The 14,535-nt window shown below is 59.9% G+C and carries 13 protein-coding genes; 3 read left to right on the plus strand and 10 right to left on the minus strand.

Going from position 1 to position 14,535, the window contains the following annotated elements; translation table 11 throughout:
* Positions 1 to 14 precede the first annotated feature (14 nt).
* Both EAH76_RS08950 and EAH76_RS08955 read left to right on the plus strand, forming a co-directional pair.
* On the plus strand, positions 15 to 332 hold the full coding sequence (locus EAH76_RS08950) for a hypothetical protein (RefSeq protein ID WP_140849890.1): 318 nt from the start codon (positions 15 to 17) through the stop codon (positions 330 to 332).
* Between the two features lie 215 nt (positions 333 to 547).
* Entirely contained in the window at positions 548 to 1,087 is a 540-nt protein-coding gene (locus tag EAH76_RS08955; protein WP_431357977.1) for a hypothetical protein, read from the plus strand.
* Positions 1,088 to 1,097: 10 nt separating this feature from the next.
* Here EAH76_RS08955 and EAH76_RS08960 read toward each other — a convergent pair whose 3' ends face one another.
* The 4 genes from EAH76_RS08960 to EAH76_RS08975 all read right to left on the minus strand — a co-directional run bounded on the left by EAH76_RS08960 (position 1,098) and on the right by EAH76_RS08975 (position 5,499).
* A complete protein-coding gene (locus tag EAH76_RS08960; protein WP_140849892.1) occupies positions 1,098 to 1,847 on the minus strand; it encodes an NUDIX hydrolase in 750 nt (249 codons plus the stop codon).
* Positions 1,844 to 2,692, minus strand: coding sequence for an oxygenase MpaB family protein (locus EAH76_RS08965; RefSeq protein WP_140850438.1), 849 nt, complete (start codon positions 2,690 to 2,692; stop codon positions 1,844 to 1,846). The genes EAH76_RS08960 and EAH76_RS08965 overlap by 4 nt, the downstream gene beginning before the upstream one ends.
* A gap of 130 nt (positions 2,693 to 2,822) precedes the next feature.
* Positions 2,823 to 3,692, minus strand: coding sequence for a UTP--glucose-1-phosphate uridylyltransferase GalU (gene galU / locus EAH76_RS08970; RefSeq protein ID WP_140849893.1), 870 nt, complete (start codon positions 3,690 to 3,692; stop codon positions 2,823 to 2,825).
* A 1,117-nt stretch (positions 3,693 to 4,809) separates the two neighbouring features.
* Positions 4,810 to 5,499 carry a sugar transferase gene (locus EAH76_RS08975; protein ID WP_140849894.1) on the minus strand — a complete coding sequence of 230 codons (690 nt, stop codon included), beginning with the start codon at positions 5,497 to 5,499 and terminating at the stop codon, positions 4,810 to 4,812.
* Positions 5,500 to 6,186: 687 nt separating this feature from the next.
* On the opposite strand from EAH76_RS08975, the gene EAH76_RS08980 reads away from it, so the two are divergent.
* Positions 6,187 to 6,663 (plus strand): PilZ domain-containing protein, encoded by a 477-nt coding sequence (locus EAH76_RS08980; protein ID WP_140849895.1) that lies wholly within the window; start codon positions 6,187 to 6,189, stop codon positions 6,661 to 6,663.
* Positions 6,664 to 7,405: 742 nt separating this feature from the next.
* On the opposite strand, the gene EAH76_RS08985 is transcribed toward EAH76_RS08980, so the two are convergent.
* From EAH76_RS08985 to EAH76_RS09010, 6 genes are all read right to left on the minus strand, one after another.
* A complete protein-coding gene (locus tag EAH76_RS08985; protein ID WP_140849896.1) occupies positions 7,406 to 8,251 on the minus strand; it encodes a family 16 glycosylhydrolase in 846 nt (281 codons plus the stop codon).
* 116 nt (positions 8,252 to 8,367) lie between these two features.
* Entirely contained in the window at positions 8,368 to 9,066 is a 699-nt protein-coding gene (locus tag EAH76_RS08990) for a metallophosphoesterase family protein (RefSeq protein ID WP_161988998.1), read from the minus strand.
* A gap of 167 nt (positions 9,067 to 9,233) precedes the next feature.
* Complete coding sequence (locus tag EAH76_RS08995) at positions 9,234 to 9,809, minus strand: polysaccharide biosynthesis/export family protein (RefSeq protein WP_161988999.1); 576 nt, start codon at positions 9,807 to 9,809, stop codon at positions 9,234 to 9,236.
* Positions 9,810 to 9,859: 50 nt separating this feature from the next.
* The gene (locus EAH76_RS09000; protein ID WP_161989000.1) at positions 9,860 to 10,837 is read right to left on the minus strand and encodes a glycosyltransferase family 2 protein; all 978 of its coding nucleotides are present in this window, start codon (positions 10,835 to 10,837) and stop codon (positions 9,860 to 9,862) included.
* Positions 10,834 to 12,141, minus strand: a complete 1,308-nt coding sequence (locus tag EAH76_RS09005) for an outer membrane beta-barrel protein (protein WP_140849900.1) — start codon at positions 12,139 to 12,141, stop codon at positions 10,834 to 10,836. The genes EAH76_RS09000 and EAH76_RS09005 overlap by 4 nt, the downstream gene beginning before the upstream one ends.
* A 90-nt stretch (positions 12,142 to 12,231) precedes the next feature.
* Complete coding sequence (locus tag EAH76_RS09010) at positions 12,232 to 14,397, minus strand: GumC family protein (RefSeq protein WP_277754267.1); 2,166 nt, start codon at positions 14,395 to 14,397, stop codon at positions 12,232 to 12,234.
* Between the last annotated feature and the right edge of the window lie 138 nt (positions 14,398 to 14,535).

The following is a 14,535-nucleotide window of genomic DNA, read 5'->3' on the forward strand; positions in this document are numbered from 1 at the left end:
TCAGGAGAGCCACGATGACCGAAGACACCAAACTGGTTGATCAAAAGGCGCTCGACAGCCTGTCGGTCGCGCCCGGTGATCCGGCTGACACGTCCGACGAGAACAAGGACATCCACCACCCCCGTCAGAATGCGGGCCAGGATGAATCGATCGCCAAGCGGCTCGAACGCAATCCCGACAGCCCCGATGCGGCGCTCGACAACGCGCTCGACGAATCGATGGACGCATCGGATCCCCCCTCGAACACGCAACCCGGCGGCAATAGCGACGCGCCGAAGTCTTCGGGATACGACGCCGACGCCGAAGCGAAGCGTTCGAGCGACCACGACTGAGCATCCGCGGCGATGGCGCAAATGTTGCGCCGTCGCCGCATGTTCCGAAATTTTCGCGCGTTCGCCGCGAAACCCTCACAAGCTATGTTGCGTTGCATCAAGAAACGTGGTCGCTTGGCGACGGCGGATGTTGTGACGTTAACCATGCCGAAAGGCGTTAGGGCGCAGCATTGCCGGACTGCACTTGATAGTGGGGTGACGGAATGGGCTCTCGAATGAAACCGGCCAATGGCGCGATGACGCTGTCGGAAATCAAGGAATTTGCGACCTTCGCATCGGCGACCCAGCGGTATGTTCGGCGCTCGCTCGATATCGGGCTCGACCGCGCCGACGCGATCGAACGCTGGTCGCGCGACGGAGTCGAGACGGCTAGCATCCGCGCCCAGGCCCGGCTCTACGTCCGGCTCCCCGCCATCCGCGCCTTGCTTCCCGACGATACCGGGCTCGAGGCGATCGAACCTTTCCTTGCCCCGCTGATGACGGTGACGGCGTTCGATCTCGGCCAGGGTCGGCTCACCACCTTTGCCGCGTATCGCTTCCTCTACGAACGCCTGATCGGCGCCGAAGTGCGGCCATGGCTGCCGGCGGCGTTCTGCTCGGCGGCGGCGCTACCGCATCTGCATCCCGATCTGCGCCGCAAGCTGCTGCAATCGATCAGTGAAGCCGCAGCGACCGCATCGGGATGGTCCAACCGCCAGCCCGCTTTCTACCCGAAATGGGTTGAGAAGGTCGAAACCACCGCGCTGCCCAACTGAACGCCTATTGCTATCCCCGAACCGCCGCGCTCATCGGCTCGGCGGTTACGGGATAGCCGAGGTCGTCGGGGATGCAGAGATACTCGACGCCGTCGCGGGTTTCGACCCACGGCGTCACGGTGCGGATTTCGTGGCGTTCGGCATCCGCCACCGCAGCTCCGAAATCCGCGAAGCGCGCCAGCCGCTCGAGGTTGCGGCGCGTCGGAAAGATGATCGTCGCCCGGCCGGCATCGGCCTCGTCCAGCACCGCCTGCGCGGTCGACCAGAAGGTGCGGACGTTCTCGGTATCATCGACCACCGCCGCAGCCGCCGCTTCGGGCAAGCGCGCGAGATAGAAGCGGGTATCGAAGATCCGGCTCGCCGCATGCGCCGGAAGCCACCGCGCAAAGGCGGTGAGCGCCGTAGGATCGAGCGTCAGCGCAAGATTGCGGAGCATCGTCCCGAATGCGACACCGTCGTGCAGCCCCGCCCGCAGACGCTGCAGCGTCGCGTCGGGCATCGACGAAACCCCGACCGCCACGCCGACCTCCTCGATCGTCTCGCGGATCGCGGCGATGCGGGCGGCCAGATCCTCGGCATCCCCGTCAAATTCGAGCGCGAGCGCGTGATCGCCCGGATCGACGCGCCCGCCAGGGAACACCAGCGCCCCGCCCGCGAACACCATCGCGCGCGAGCGTTCGACGAACAGAAGTTCGGGCGCCCCGCCCCCGCCCGTCTCGCGAAACAGCACCAGCGTCGCAGCGGGGATCGGCGCGCTCATGCGCGGAACGCCCAGCGCAGCGTGCTGGCCACGCCGAAGGTCCCCGCGCGCAACAGCGGCAGGCCGAGACTGGGTTGCGCAAGGCCATGCATCTCGCGCGCCCAGCCGGGGAGCAGATCGACGCCCGCGTGCAAGGTCATCGTCGCGAACGGCCCGGCGGCGATCGACGGCGCCGGCTGGTCGAGCAGCACGCTCGCCACGTCGCGGGTGCGCGCATCGACGACGAGCTCTGGCCGCATCGCCGCCATGATCGCCTCGGCCTCGGCGCGGCTGTGCGGCACCGGATCGACGCCGAGCGGCTCGGCGATGCGCGCCATCTCGGCGACGTAGCGATCCTGATCGGCACGCGACATCATCGGCTCGCCATAGCGGATCCAGCCGTCGAGAAAGCTCAGCACCTCGCTGACATGCACCCACGCCAGCAGCGCCGGGTCGCCGGCGCGGTACGGCGTGCCGTCGGGCAGCGTGCCGCCGATATGATCATGGATCTGGCGGACGCGTGCGATCATCGCGCGCGCATCGTCGGGCGCGCCGAAGGTCGTCACTGCGATGAAGCGCGCGGTGCGGCGCAGTCGCCCCTGCATGTCGTCGCGAAAGCCTGAATGGTCCCACACGCCGGCGAGCACCTTGGGATGCAGCATCTGCAGCAGCAAAGCCGCGATGCCACCGACGAGCATCGTCGTGACGTCACCATGGACGCGCCATGCGACCGAGTCGGGCGGAAACAGCGCCTGCGGGTTGCGCTGGACGGGCTTCTCGCCGCGCGCGGAATCGTTGAACAGAGCGCGCACCTGGCCGACGATCAGGCCCTTGAGCGGGCGGGTCAGGCGATCGGCGGAGGTCATGCGGCGCATCGTGCCTGAATGGATGGGACGCCGATAGGGTCCGCGAGGTGCGCGGCATTACCCGCGCAGCTCCGCCAATCCGCGCGACAGGATCGAAACCCGCGCCGCCTGTTATCCTACGGCTCGAAAGCTAGTTGAGCAGGCCGCGTGCGAAACGCTCAACTGCCGGCCCGATATCCTCGCGCGCCAGTGCAAGCGCAAGATTGGCCTGGATATAGCCGGCCTTGTCGCCGCAATCGAACCGTTGTCCGTCGAACGTGAAGCCATGAAACGGCTGATTGCCGATCAATTGCGCCATCGCGTCCGTCAGCTGGATCTCGCCACCCGCTCCCTTCTCTTGGTTCTCGAGGATCCGCATCACCGCAGGCTGGAGGATATACCGCCCGGGGATCATCAGATTGGATGGAGCGCTGCCGAGTTTCGGCTTTTCGACGAGCGCCTTGACCTCGGTCAAACGGCCATCGATGGCCCCTGGCGAGATGATGCCGTATTTGTCGGTTTCGTCGTCCGCCACCTCCAGCGCGCCGACAATGTTGCCGCCGACCTGGTTATAGGCCTCGACCATCTGCGCGAGGAACCCCGGCTTGCCGACCATCAGCTCGTCGGGGAGCAACACGGCAAACGGCTCATCGCCGACGATATCGCGGGCGCACCAAACGGCGTGGCCAAGGCCGAGCGGCCGCTGCTGCCGCACATAGACGGGCGATCCCGGCTTCTGGCGGATCACCTCGATCGCGCTCAGCGACTTGCCGCGCGAGCGCATCGTGTCCTCGAGCTCGTAGGAAATGTCGAAATGATCCTCGAGCGCGCCCTTTCCACGCCCGGTGACGAAAATGATCTGCTCGATCCCCGCCTCGAGCGCCTCCTCGACGGCATATTGGATCAGCGGCTTGTCGACCACCGTGAGCATTTCCTTCGGCATCGCCTTGGTTGCCGGAAGAAATCGCGTGCCGAGCCCCGCAACGGGAAACACGGCCTTGCGTACTCGCGTGATCGTCATTGGTACCTCTTTCCCGACAAGCGGCTCAGTCAGTTCGAGACCCTGCACCGACGTCGACTAGTGCGCCGTTCGCATCTTATCCACGCGCTGGGTCCACATCGGACATACCAGTCGATTGCTCGTGCGGGTAGCGTTATTAAGTTGGGTCTAGTTCAGGAATTGCCTTAAAGAATAAGTCCGATCGCGGGGGCTCCGTATTGGCGGAATCGAGCGAAACGCACACTTCCGAAATTGAACGCTCGATCGATCAACCTTGGTTAGCCCACTCAGATGATAGCGATCCGGGTCGTCTGACTGCCGATACCCCGACATACCGATACCCTAACAAGGTTTGGTGCCTCGGTAAATAATCTTGGAACTACACGTTAGATCATTGATAGCACTGCGATTCGCGCCCATGTTCAGTTGGCGAACAAGGGTGGAAGCGTTGTTTATCCCCTCCACCGCACGGAATGCGTTGCCAGATCGTCGGTATGGTACCCTACGCCGCCGAATTTAGGAACAGATCAAGTGCGCCGGACGCGCCCTTTTGAAGCCGTAAGAGGCACGAACAAGCGTCAGGTTCAATGGTCGGTAGCCACCGATCCGGTTTGGCGCGGAACAACGGGAATAGCAGAACGTTAATTGAAGAACATACGGAGAGGTTATGAAAAAGCATATCGTAACGCGGATGCGTATCCGCCACCATCGCATTCACACGATGCCGTCCCTCATGCGGACACCTACAGATAATAGCGAAGTTATTGCGCATCGATCACGTCCGATCGACGTACCACGCAGTATTTTCCTGGCGTTCGGTGTGTCCGGTATAATTTGGGTAGCTTTGATAGCTGCTGTTAGCCTTTGAACCCGCGCGGTATGCATCAGCCGGGTTAGGGTGTTATTTTCGTTACCGTGGGCAGGGTGAGTGATTGAATCGCGCCATTGTCCTATTGCGCTCGATTTTGATACAGGACGAACCGATAGAACTTTTCTGCGCTGACCGAGCTGAGTGCTCGGGGAGCGGATATACAGCTTGTGACGTCTTTGGTCTTTTAGGCCGGCTTACACAAAGTATAAGTGCACTTTTAGTTTCCGTTGCCTCGCCAACATAGGCGAAGCGATATAACATTTCTGATCAGTACGAACCACGCTGTAAGATTACGGCTGGCAAGGTGAGAACCAAAATTCTGAGATACAATTTAAGCGAACGTGAGCGCGCGAATGCTACGTCCAAGGCGACGCGGCGCCTGTAGCTGACATTGTTTCGACCGCTGATTTGCCATAGACCGCTAATGCCCGGCCGGGTGCTCATGTAATCGGCGATATACCGGCCGTATCGCGGAACCTCAGCCTGTACGATGGGGCGCGGACCGATAAGGCTCATTTCCCCGCGCACGACATTCCAGAGCTGCGGTAATTCGTCGAGACTCGTTTTACGCATGAAACGCCCAATTCCGGTTATGCGGGGGTCGTTCGTAAGCTTGCGATCGCGCTCCCACTCCGCCCGAGCGTCTGGATCGGATTGCAGCAACCGGAGCAAGCGCTCTTCAGCATCTGTGACCATCGTGCGAAACTTAAGGCAATGAAAGGCGCGACCGCCCTTGCCAATTCGCACATGGCCGAAAAAAACCGGGCCGGGATCTCCTAGCCATGTCACGATGATCAGGACAATCATCAGCGGCAACAGGAACAGTAGCCCTAACCCGGCCAGAGATACATCGAGCCAACGAATCACAGCCAGATCAAATCGAGTCGACGATACAGGTTGCTCATATCGTGGAACGCCGACCGGCTTGTCCTGCTTTGCATGTTCCGGCCAACTCACATGCCTATCTCACACCCATAAATGGACATCCGGTCCATACAAACGGCATGGCTAGTCAGGATGTACCAATAACCTAGCGTCGAAACGTTACAAGATCATTTATTTAATTGAAATCGGTTATATCAACAGCCTTGCAGGCTGGCTGCAACCGTCTGCGCCATAGCCGCGAAGGTGCCAGTAACAGACACTGGCGAGCGTGCCGCGCCGCCTTGCGATCCGTCGGTTGATGAAGCGCCGCCGTATCGCCGCTCGAAAACCTTTTCCGAGGCGGAGTAACGAATGCTCTACATTTCTCTCGCATAGTCGCGGATCGCCAAGTGAAGCGATCGATTTCTACCTTACTTTTCGTCACTTTTCGTCCGGCTAATTCGGTCCGTTTTCATAGCACCATATTCCCGCAACGAGGGTAAACTTGTTCTCTGATGTGCGTTCCGCGGGCGCGCTTTCAAAATCGTTCTACCTCGACCGAATACGACCCCGACCACACGAAACTGGCGTTTTGTAATCTCCGACTTAAGCTTGCCGCTTAGATTGAGCCGCCCTTTTGGGGTTGAGACTATGACGGTCGACCTATCATTCACATCGCGGCAGCCCGCCCGCTTTCGAACGCTATGGGCAAACAGTCCTATGTTAACTTTATTTTATCGCTTTATTCCTAGATAGGACGTATCTTAGCAGGACTAGATTATGGCACTGATCGCAAAGCTTGTTAGAGACAGTCGCGGAGCAGAACGCGAGACTCTCGATGTCGCCGGAACATTGCGGCACGTGCGCAACGGGCCGATCGACGTGGTCGTTGAGGATCTGTCTGTAACGGGCTTTCGCGTGCGGACAGAAGTCGGTCTTGATCTTCACGAAAAGGTGACGGTCGGAATTCCCGGCATCGGTCAACGTACTGCATATATCGTTCGTCAGACTGGTGATGGATTTGGCTGTGAATTCCTCAAACCGATCGATCCACAATTGGTGTCCGCGCCGGCAAACGCGCGATCGGTTGTCGAAGTTGATTTCGGCGGGCAACTCGATCAGGCGATGGTACGCGAATGGTCGCGCCAAACCCCTCCAGAAGTCGAACGCGTTTCGCGAGGCCAGCGCTTGCTGGTGGTCGGTGGGCTCGGGGTCGCTGGCTGGCTTACCGTCATCGGGATCATTGCGCTGCTGTAAACGCGTCTGCACCAGGCAGTGAGGCTAACGGCCTAACGCCTTTGAACGACGCGCATGGAGGCTCAATAAGGCTAGAGCACCGGCACGGGCTCGAAATGCGCGACGACCATCAGGCCCTCATCCGCCGGTCTACCAAATTGCGGCGAAGTAAGGTTGTGCCGATGTGTGGCGGCAGACCGCGCCGAAAGCCTCACCTTTTTCTGCAAGCGCTTTCAAGAGCGTATATTCCATACGAACGCGCGATCTGGAGATACGCTTCCCCGGCCCCCTACCGCCTAGAGCGTTTTCAGGTTAGATAGCGACATATCCAGCATTGAGCAGATAGTTGGCGCATTCTGCTGGTGTGAAGCGTTCGAGCGATGCGCATGCAGCGGCGAGCGCACACGCCCACCTGCGACGCTGGTGATACATCACCGCGTTCTCGATACCGCGCCATCCACTTGATCGCGCTCGACGGGCAACCCCAGCGCGCAGCGCCGCCGACCGGGCCGAAGCCCCCGACACCACTGCCTTCACCACACGCTCGCGCAAATCGTTCGAACAGGCTTTCGGCATGACTGCTGGCCTCCCTGTCCAGCAGTCATCTTAAATCAAAAAAATCCTCTCCCCGGAAATCTTCGGTTCAACTCAGCACACAGCCGGTCTGGAGCTGCGCTTTATATCGCAACAGACCAGGCGCGCCTTTGCGCAGACGCCGGGTCTCTCATGCCGCGCGTAAGCGATCAGCGGCGGGGCGATCGGACTAACTGTACCGATAGCCATGAATGATCAACTGCATCTGATCGGCCTGCGACGAAAATCCGTTCCAATGGCCCAGCCAGCTATCCTGTGCGGGTGTGCCCGGCTGGAGATCGAAAAAAGGCTTCATCGCTGACGCTGGGAAGACCGGAGCCGTTGCACGCTGAAAACGATGGACTTCGCGACCATCGATCATCATCGCGATATAGCCGTTCGACTGATCGATCTTGATCCCCAGCCGCGCGCGACGGCCATTGAAATCGGCGGCTTCCGCGACTTTGATCGAATCCGACGACTTCCCGCCCGAATGTAGCGTCGCGAACAAACCAAGCGTACCAAAGAACTCGAAATCTACCTCGTCCTTAGTATCATTCGAATATAAATAGAAAGCCGCGACATCTACGCCCGATCGGAGCGTCGGGATCGACACATCCGCTTCCCACAGTCCTTGGCTATATGCAGGCGTCGCGCCCTGTGCCTGCAGTTGCGCTGCACCCGACTGATTCATCGTGAGTACGACATCAGTGCCAGCCGTCGTTACGTGGTCGAATTTCCATGGCACGACACCCAAGACGCTACCCCATTCGGAGGCGAGCCAAGGCGCCGACCAGTTCCACAATACATTGCCGCGCATGTCGAGTGCCGGGAGAGTCGCCATCGCAACAGAAGCCGCCGACGCCGAACTAGCCGCCGCGGTGGGTGTCGGTGTGGGGGCCGGAGTTTGCAATGGTGCCGGAGTTGGCGTCGCAGTCGCCGCTGCGGGCACCACACTGATCGCCGGAGCGCTCGCCGACGCATCTCCGCCACCGCATGCGGACAAGGTCAAAGCGAACGAGGACAAAAAGGACATTGGTCTACTAACGCTCATCACACACACCCCGTAGCGAGGGGTTCACCTTCCGAGGGTGTGCTTAAAATTATATGACTTTTCCGGATTTTTGTGCCGAAACCGCACAAAACGCCTGCTTAGTCGGTGTTCTGGATGATCCAGCGATCTTCGCCCGCCAACCCCACTGCGGTCAAGATGCCCGTTCGGTACGCACCGGTATCGACCCCGATCCGATATCTGAGCATTTCAGGGCCTGATTCGACGATCGTATGACCATGGACTATGACGGCCTGATGGGGCCCATCATAGTCGAGGAAGGCGTCGCGGATCCACAATAAGTCCGTATCTTCCTGTTTTTCGATTGGGACCCCGGGTCGGATGCCGGCATGTACGAAGAGGTAGTCGCCGATGCGAACCTTGAACGGCAGCGACCGCAACCACGCTACGATCGGTGGCGCGATCGCCTGCTGCAACGCAGCAATCAACTCCCTCATCCGATCGGGATCCATCAGCGCCTCGTCGATAGCGAAGCTGCCTAGGAACTCACGCCCACCATGGCGCAGCCATAGGGCAAGTGCATCATAGCTTCCATCGAGCACGTCGAGCAGCATCTGTTCGTGATTCCCACGAATAACGATGACGTTATCGCGGGTCTGACTGAGCTGATGCATCGTACGCAGCATCTTTTCAGAGTCTGGGCCCCGGTCGATAATATCACCGAGCACGATCATCGTCACTGCACGCCCCATTCGAGCGGTCGTGTCGTCGGCGATCCGATCAAGCAATGCCCAGAACAAGTCGGCGCACGCGTGAATATCGCCAATGGCGTAAACCAAGCGTCCCGGGGGGATCGCCGATGGTCGTTCGCCATCATAACTTGGAAACGAGAGCGTCCGCGATCGTCGCCCGAACAGCGCCCACACTCGTTCCAACAGGCCCTTCCGTGGCCCGGACCTAGCCATGCTTATGCCTTGCTGATATCAGAGCACCGCTGATCCGGAGGTCAGAAGAAACGTTCGCTAACGCGGATGGTATCACCGGGCATGATATTGATAGGGCCGGCCTTAGCATTCACGACAACCTCCGTATCCTGACCCTGCCGCCTTAGATAGATCTTCTTGAGATTGGCCCGGTACGTGAAGCCACCCGCCGCGGCGACCGCCTGCTGCAGCGTAAGGCTGGTCGCGAACGGGTATTTGCCAGGCTTCTGAACTTCGCCAAGGATATAGAACGGACGATAATCGACCACTTCCGCGCTAACCCGCGGATCCTTGATATACCCCTCGGCCAAGCGCCGCGTAATCACCGACGTGACGTCCTTTAGCGACAGGCCGCCGGCAGGCACCTTGCCGACAAGCGGGAAGTCGATGAAGCCCGCATCCGTCACGCTGTATTCGCCAGTCATCGCGTCTTCGCCGTAAACGATGATCCGAACCTTGTCGCCCGATGCCAGCTTATAATCATCGATCATCGTTGCAGTGGTCATCTTGGCGGGCACGCCCATCGCGGTCTGGGCGTTTGCCGTGCCGACGAAACCAGTCATGGCAATCAATGTGATCGCCCCAAACACGCGATTCATGTGGTTCCTCCCCAACAGCACAGCCAAGCTGTGCATTTCTCTTGAACGATTCACGAAGGCAGCGCTAGTCTGACACGGCGCACTGCTTCCTGCAGAAGCATGCCTACCAAAAAAACCGAAACGGCGCCTGAACGCGAAAATGTAGCGACTGCCGCCTTGGCGTCGCGTCGCTTGACCGCTTCGATCAGGAGGCGCCACTGCAGACGCCGATCAACGCTCTGATAATGATCATCGAGCGCTTTTCTTTGCGCGGTCGTCAGGCCAGGAATGGTGGCAAGACCTTGGTCACAATCGCGCAGCATCCGCAGCGCATCAATCGTATGCTCACCGCTCAGCGACGTTGGCCTCACGGTATAAACATATCCCGCCGCCGGAACGAGCAACAGCCGGCCACCGAGCAACAGCGCCCGCGTATAGAGCTCGTAATCCTCACCAAGCCAGAGCGCATCGTCGAACCGAACCGCGTGCCGAACCAGCAGCTCTCGCCGTATCAGCGGCTTGATGAAACCTAAATCACGGCGCCCCTTCGCACCATGGCTGATATTTCCGTTTATGAATGCCGCGGCATCGAGCGCTTGCGGACGGTCCACCGGCGGGAAAAACATCGGGCGTGTCTCGGCCGCCCCTTCGTCGCGAACGAGCAGATCATCGGCAATGAGATCGGCTTCGTCGGCATGCTGTAGCAACGCCGCGAGCCGGCCGGGAAGGAACACGTCGTCGGCATCAAGTACGGTGAACCAGGGCGCCGAACATACTGCGATTCCCCGGTTGCGCGCGCGCGAGGGACCACCGTTGCGGTCCTGGCGCAAGACCTGGAGCCGTCCCGTCCCGTCATCACGGGCGGTCGCCACCGCGACGGTATCGTCGCGGGATGAATCGTCGACGACGATGACGGATGCGGTCTCGGGTTGAGCCAACGCCGACTTTATCGTTTCGCCGATCGTCGCGGCCGCATTATATGCGGCGATTACGATATCGACCGTCCGTATCGGATCGGTGCGCCGCGAAGGATCGTCAACGATGCTCACAGCGTCAATGCGACCCCGACCCGGGCGGTGTTCCCGTTGACGGGCTGGAAAATGCCTGCGTTTCGGTCGAAATGGCGAAGGTTGGCCGAAATCGAGAATTGCCGGTTGAGCCGGTAGATCGCGTCGAACGTGGCTTCCTTTTCGAAGTTCGAACCTTCGATCCCGATCGCATCGATCCGCGACACGCGGATCGCGGGCGTGATGATCAATGGGCGCAACACTTCGTAGCTAGCGCTGAGCTGCCCCGTCGAGCGCAGGTTGCCCGGGCTTGCCAGCGTCGCCGAATTCTCGATATCGCGATTGGCCGTCAGGCGGATGGATAGCAGCCGTGTCAGCGACCAACTTACGTTTGCGAAGAATGAAATTCCGCTGAGGTTGCGTAGGAGCGGGTTGGCATTGTCGCGATGCAGATATCCAACCCGTATGTCGCCGACGAGCTGATGCGTGATCGCCAACCCCACACCCGCCTCGAGGCGATAGCCGGTCGTGTCGCGATCGCCGAGCAGCGATCTGCCATAGTTGATCGTGTCGTATTGGCCGGCAAGAATCAGCGCTGCATTGTGCGTAACGTCATACCGGACGGATCCCTGGTACAACACGCGCAGGTTGTTGCGGTCGGTTTCGTTGATTGGTCCCGCCAGTGTCCTGGCGTTCTCATAAGAGGAATCGACCACTTGAATACCGCCCCGTACGGCGAACGCGCCGAAGCGTTTGTCCGCACGTACATTGCCGTTCAGCATCAACGTTTCGACCGGCTTAAGCGTGAAGGCCAGATTGTCGACGCTGAAGCGATCCTCCGGCTGATGGTCTGCGCGGAAGTTGGCCGAGACAGCCGTATCGTGGCTGATGTCATACCGACCGTTGACCAACGCGCCATAGGCTTCGGTGTTTTCCGTGCTCAATCGATAATAGCGCCGGGCCTGACCGTAAGCGAGGAATTCGAGCTGATGACGACCCCAGTCGGACACAAGCTGCACATCGGCACGCGCGGTCGAGAAACCATCGCTCTTCGCCGCGGTCGGCGTACCCAAGACGTTGTCGCTATACCCCGTGCTGACGGTGAAACGTGGGTAGAGGAAAAAGCTGCCGAGGCGTCCGCCCACCGGGTCGAATTCGGGCTGCCGCCGGGTCAGGACGTCATCATCGGTCTGATCTGGATTGACTGGCCGATAGGCCTCGGTGATCTGTGCGGCGGCCGGCGACGCCGTCGCGACAAAAGCCCCTACGCTCATGATGCCTGCAAGCAGGCGGTATTTACGTATGGACAATGTCACCCCTTTCCACCTTATTTCTTGCTCGGCCACAGGCCCGCGCCGCGATCGCAGACGGCGGTAATAGTATCTGTAGGCAAATGACCCGCTCAAACCGCCCCGTTGACCGAAGCGAGATCGCTCTCAATTCACGTAGTAACCGGCAAACTTCTTATGATAGCTGAAGGTATCTTCCGGCCCGGTGCTGGCAAACTTCTTGACGTCGACGCGCGAGAGCGCGAGACCACGCAAGCGAGCGCCAGCATGAAGCAGCAGCTCAATCGCCGCGTCGACCGCCTTGCGCGAACTCTTGCGCCAGCGCGTCACGATCAACACGGAGTCAGCAGCGGCTGCCAGATCCCGGGTCTCGGCGAGCGCCAGCACCGGCGCGGTATCGAGCAGGATGACGTCGAAGAGCGGCCGCAGATCTTGGAGCATGCGATCGATGTTCGCCTGGGTCATGACGTCGTGACCAACATCGGGGGCAAGTGTCGTACCAAGGATGACTAGGTCGGTGTCCTTGTCCTTCACGAGCGAGTCCTGCATCGAGGTTTCGCCGCGGAAATATTGCAGCAAGCCCTGCGAGCCTTCCGCCAACAGCGCGTCGCTGCTTGAACGGCGTCGGACATCGCAATCGACGAGCACAGTCCGCATGTTTGACGAGACGAAAGTCCGGGCTAGACAGATCGATGTGGTCGATTTGCCCTCGCGCGGCATGGCGGAGGTGATCGCTATAACACGCGCCCCGCTGCCGCCGCGCAGCATCAGGATGGCCCGCAGACTCCGGAACGCTTCGGCAAAGGCCGAATTCGGATGATCGATCAAATAATCCTGCGGGCTCTGCACGTTGCGCATGCCGTCCAGCGTCGATTTGAGCTCCGGCACCGCCCCAGCATAGCGAACGCGCAAGCGCCGCTCCACGTCCGACTTGGTGCTCACCCCGCTGTCGAGATATTCGGCGACAAATACGCCGGCGCAGCCAAAGCCGATGCCGGCCAGGATCGCAACAAGAACCGCAAGCGGGATGTTGGGCGAAACGGGTGTCGTGGGAACGCCTGAGAGAGTCCCGATCCGCGCGTCGGTCGTATTCAGGCCCTTGCGCGAGATCATTTCCTTGGAGCGGTTAAGGTACGCCGCGTAAATCGCGCTCGCGCCTTCGGCCTTGCGCTGCAGTTCGAGCAATTCGATCTGCGACACGCCGTTGGAAGCAAGCTGGCCATGGGCTTGCGCTTGGCTTTGTGTCAGCGATGACAAGCGCGATCCAGCAATCTGTGCTTCGCCGCTCAGGCTGGCGACGATCCGTTGCAGTTCGCGGCTGATCTGGGTCCGGATGTCGCTCAGCTCCTTTTGCGTGCGAACGACTTCGGGGTAGAGATTGCCGTAATGCGCCGTCAAATCCGCGAGGCGGCGGCTGGCTTCCGCTTCCTTACTGCGAAGATCTGCGATTGTGGGGGATTGCAGCGCGGTTTGAAGATCCTGCCCGCCGCCCTGCCCGGCAAGCGAACGCGCCGAATTTAGACGGCCGAGCTTCTCAGCATAGTCCGCACGCGCCTTGGCGATCTCTTCGTTCAACGACGAAACTTCCTGCTCCGCCATCGTTGCGCCCTCGGCACTCATCAGTCCATGCTGAACCTTGTAGCGCTGGACGGCGGCATCTGCCGCGACAGCCCCGTTACGCAGCTCGTCGAGCCGGCTTTGCAAAAAATCACCGGTTGTTTCAGCTGCGGAGTTTTTCCGGTCGAGCCCAGCAGCGATATATTGCTGCACATATTCGTTAGCGATTCGCGCTGCGAGCGCTGGATCCTTTGATTTCGCGGAGACCGTAATAACGAAGGTCAGGCCCACACGCTGGATCAGCATGTGCTGCAGTAGCTTGCGAGCAAGCGGGTTTTGGCTCGGAACCTTGTGATTGTAGACGAGAGGGACTGCGCTGCGATATTCGGCATATTGCTCGAGGTGCAACGCCTCAGCGACGCGGCCCGCCATCGCGGTCGAGGTGAGGATTTGGACTTCCGTGTCCATCTCGTCGTTGCCGGGGGGAGAATCAGCGATCGGCGCCGTGTTCGGATTGCTTGTGATAAATTCAGTTTTACGCGGCTCGATAACAACTGACGCCTCGGCCGCATAACGCGGATGCACCAGCAACAGATAGACGGTAAGAGCGGCTGCGGCGAGCAGCACTGGGATAAGGAACCACCAGATTCTACGCCGAAAAACAGCGAGAATTGTTCTGGGATCGGGAAACAAGGACCTGCTGTCGGACGCACGCTCCGGAGACGGCTCGTTCGCGTCGATCGATTGTGTATTCACCAGCCCAACCCTTATGTAGCGAGGTCTTCTTTGGTTGTGATGGCCCCACCCCAACGCATTTATATAACCTCTTTGCAGTACATCGGCTTTAAGGCAATCAGTTTAAGAGGCGATGAAGGATCGAGCGTTTGAAAATGG

Source organism: Sphingomonas glacialis, from assembly GCF_006439055.1.
GTDB classification, from domain to species: Bacteria; Pseudomonadota; Alphaproteobacteria; order Sphingomonadales; family Sphingomonadaceae; genus Sphingomonas; species Sphingomonas glacialis_A.

What these genes read in the sequence shown, in the direction of transcription:
- EAH76_RS08950 (WP_140849890.1), top strand. Translation starts at nt 15, where the DNA reads ATGACCGAAGACACCAAACTGGTTGATCAAAAGGCGCTCGACAGCCTG.
- EAH76_RS08955 (WP_431357977.1), top strand. Translation starts at nt 548, where the DNA reads ATGAAACCGGCCAATGGCGCGATGACGCTGTCGGAAATCAAGGAATTT.
- EAH76_RS08960 (WP_140849892.1), bottom strand. Translation starts at nt 1,847, where the DNA reads ATGAGCGCGCCGATCCCCGCTGCGACGCTGGTGCTGTTTCGCGAGACG.
- EAH76_RS08965 (WP_140850438.1), bottom strand. Translation starts at nt 2,692, where the DNA reads ATGACCTCCGCCGATCGCCTGACCCGCCCGCTCAAGGGCCTGATCGTC.
- galU (WP_140849893.1), bottom strand. Translation starts at nt 3,692, where the DNA reads ATGACGATCACGCGAGTACGCAAGGCCGTGTTTCCCGTTGCGGGGCTC.
- EAH76_RS08980 (WP_140849895.1), top strand. Translation starts at nt 6,187, where the DNA reads ATGGCACTGATCGCAAAGCTTGTTAGAGACAGTCGCGGAGCAGAACGC.
- EAH76_RS08985 (WP_140849896.1), bottom strand. Translation starts at nt 8,251, where the DNA reads ATGTCCTTTTTGTCCTCGTTCGCTTTGACCTTGTCCGCATGCGGTGGC.
- EAH76_RS08995 (WP_161988999.1), bottom strand. Translation starts at nt 9,809, where the DNA reads ATGAATCGCGTGTTTGGGGCGATCACATTGATTGCCATGACTGGTTTC.